General features: G+C 64.5%; 3 protein-coding genes. 2 read left to right on the top strand and 1 reads right to left on the bottom strand.

The genetic code is table 11. The annotated features are described in order from the left end of the window. Positions 1-742, top strand: a 742-nt coding sequence (locus tag ACFPGP_RS17715) for a transposase (RefSeq protein ID WP_378592141.1), incomplete at its 5' end; no start/stop codon positions are given. Between the two features lie 720 nt (positions 743-1,462). On the opposite strand, the gene ACFPGP_RS17710 is transcribed toward ACFPGP_RS17715, so the two are convergent. Continuing rightward, positions 1,463-2,116 carry an NADPH-dependent F420 reductase gene (locus ACFPGP_RS17710; protein WP_378592140.1) on the bottom strand — a complete coding sequence of 218 codons (654 nt, stop codon included), beginning with the start codon at positions 2,114-2,116 and terminating at the stop codon, positions 1,463-1,465. 107 nt (positions 2,117-2,223) lie between these two features. Here ACFPGP_RS17710 and ACFPGP_RS17705 point away from each other — a divergent pair, with 107 nt between their 5' ends. Beyond that, entirely contained in the window at positions 2,224-2,616 is a 393-nt protein-coding gene (locus ACFPGP_RS17705; protein ID WP_378592139.1) for a glucose-6-phosphate isomerase, read from the top strand. Positions 2,617-2,634 lie beyond the last annotated feature (18 nt).

The raw sequence follows: 2,634 nt of genomic DNA, 5'->3' as shown, positions 1-2,634 counted from the left end.
AGGACAGGCACTTCCGTGCTTTACACGCCGTACTCCACACCGGCAACGTGAAAGCGCGAGGCTAATGCGGGCCCGGCACCGATTGTCCAAGCTGCTGCTGCGCCACGGGATCGTCTACTACGACGGCCAGGCGTGGACCGGCAAGCACGATGCTTGGCTGCGTCACGAGGCTCTGCCGCAGCTGAGCGATCGAGCTACCCGGCTGGCGTTCGACTCCGACTACGACACGGTGCTGGTGACCAAAGCGCGCCGGGACCGGCTCGACGCCGCGATCGAGGAGATGGCCGCCGACTCAGAGTTCACCGCGCTCGTTCGGCGACTGGGATGCCTGCGAGGGGTAAGCACTCTGACCGGGTTCGCACTCGCGGTCGAGATCGGCGACTGGCACCGGTTCACCGGAAACAGCATCGGCTCGTTCGTCGGCCTGGTGCCCAGTGAGTACTCCTCCGGCACCTCGCGGGTGCAGGGATCGATCACCAAGACCGGCAACACCCACGTGCGCCGGCTGCTGGTCGAGGCGGCCTGGCACCACCGCGCCCGCTATGTCGCGGGCAAGACCATGCGCGACCGCTGGGACCTGGCACCCGCCGCAGCGAGAGCCCGTGGCGACGAGGGAAACCGACGACTGCACCAGCGGTGGGTGAAGTTCATCGACCGGAAGAAGAAGCCCACCATCGCCAACGTCGCGGTCGCCCGCGAGCTGTCCGGCTGGTGCTGGTCCCTGGCCGTGATCGAAGAGTAGGGGCCAACGATCTGCTCCGTCGTCCCAATGGGGCTGGTGGCAGCGCGCGGAGCGACCCGCGCAACAACTATGAGCAACGGGCATCACGCCCGTGACGCTCGACCCTAGACACGCGGTCCCGCTCCTGCCGAAAGCACCGTCCTGCGGTAACCAACCCGCATATCAGTCTGACCGCGCGTCGCCAACGACACGCTCACCAGGACCCCGCGACGACGAAGCACGAGGCGCCCGCCCCGATCGCTCGGGACGGGCGCCTCACCCTGCCTCTTGACAGGACATCGGTCCATATCAGTTGAGCTCGGGAACGAGTCTGCAGACGTCATCGAGTTCCGCCACCACAGCCCGGGGCCCCGCACTCGCTAGCCAACTTCTTGCAAGAGGGACGCGCACACGGTCGGCGACTGTGGTCGACTAACGTTGCTCTTCCAGCTCTCGGTGCTGGATCAACTCCACACTGGTGGTGCACCCCGGGGGGCACACCCCCGAGGTAACGGGAGCGAACCGGAGGCAACGGGAGGCCGGGTTCACGCTCAGGACGGTGATTCTCGCCTGATTGAGCGCGGTGTTTCTACGGTTCAACTCCCCCTCCCGCTCTGGTGATGCGCTCAGCTGAATCTCCCCAGTTCTGCTCACGGAAATTCCCCACCCCGTGGCTCCATCCGGAAGCGGGTGGGGCTCCTTCCAGCGGTCGCCCGCCCAGACTTTTTCAGGTCGAAGTAGCTAGAGGAACCGAATCCCGCCTGTTTCACTCAGCCTGAATCCCACAGGTCTCTCGCGCCCCCGAGCCACTTCGTTGACGATTGCAGCCAGGCCTTCGAAGGCTCGGGCCACCTCCAGCCCACCCACGTAGACCGACTCCAGTCCCCGAATGCTATCGACGATCCCCTCAATGAGGTCTGTAGCTTCGCGATCGTCGCCGAGGACCGGAACGTCACTTTCGAACGCACCAAGGCATGCGAGCTCAAGGTGCCCTGCGGAGAATTGGTGGAATGCCCCCACGACGCGTGACTCGGGCAGCAGGCGTGCAGCCATGGCCGTGACGCTCCCGTCGGGTATAGGCACCATCAGATAGCCGTCCTCATCCCAACTGATCGTAGTGGTGCACGCGACAACGACGACGCCCGCCAAACGATCCGCCAACTCAGGACCTGACTCCTGGAGGCGCGCCCAACTCAGGCCAAGGAAAACGACGTCGAACTTCTTCGTTAGTGGTTCACTTTGCAAGTCCGCCGAGCGTAACGGTGAGACGCGCAGACCTACGCTCTTCAAGCACTCGACCAGGGCAGAGGCGAGTGCGTCCTGGCCGTCGCATATGACACCTATTCGCGCGAAGCGAACGACGGGCAGCGGCGAGTTCGGCGGCTCAGAGATCATGCTCGAATCGAACCATCTCTGAGGCGTTTGCGCCAAAGGCAGCGGCACCAGCGTCCACGCTGCGGCAGTTCTTCGAGGGCGACCCGAAACGAGCAGCCGAGCTCACCGTGGATTCCGATGGGCTTGTTCTGGACTATTCGAAGAACCTGGTGGACAGCTCGATTGTGGCCAGCCTCGTACAGCTTGCTGAGGCTCGTGGTGTACGGCAGGCAATCAGAGCGATGTTCGGTGGCAGGCCGATCAACGCGACCGAGAAGCGCTCGGTGCTCCACGTCGCTCTGCGGGCCAAACCGGTTGAGCGACTCGAGGTCGATGGAGTCGACGTCGTGCCGCTGGTGCATCACGAGTTGGACCGCACGGCCCGCTTTGCCGAGCAAGTCAGGTCCGGCGCTCGGAGAGGCTTCACTGGCCGCCGCATCCGGACGATCGTCAACATCGGCATCGGCGGCTCGGACCTAGCCTCGCGCTTTCACGTTGCCGGTGTGGAGTACGGCGTGTAAAGCACGGAAGTGCCTGTC

Source organism: Nocardioides taihuensis, from assembly GCF_042657275.1.
GTDB classification, from domain to species: Bacteria; Actinomycetota; Actinomycetes; order Propionibacteriales; family Nocardioidaceae; genus Nocardioides; species Nocardioides taihuensis.
This window is presented reverse-complemented; position numbering and strand designations above follow the sequence as displayed.

Coding starts and splice junctions, on each gene's coding strand:
- ACFPGP_RS17710 (WP_378592140.1), bottom strand. CDS start 2,116: ATGATCTCTGAGCCGCCGAACTCGCCGCTGCCCGTCGTTCGCTTCGCG.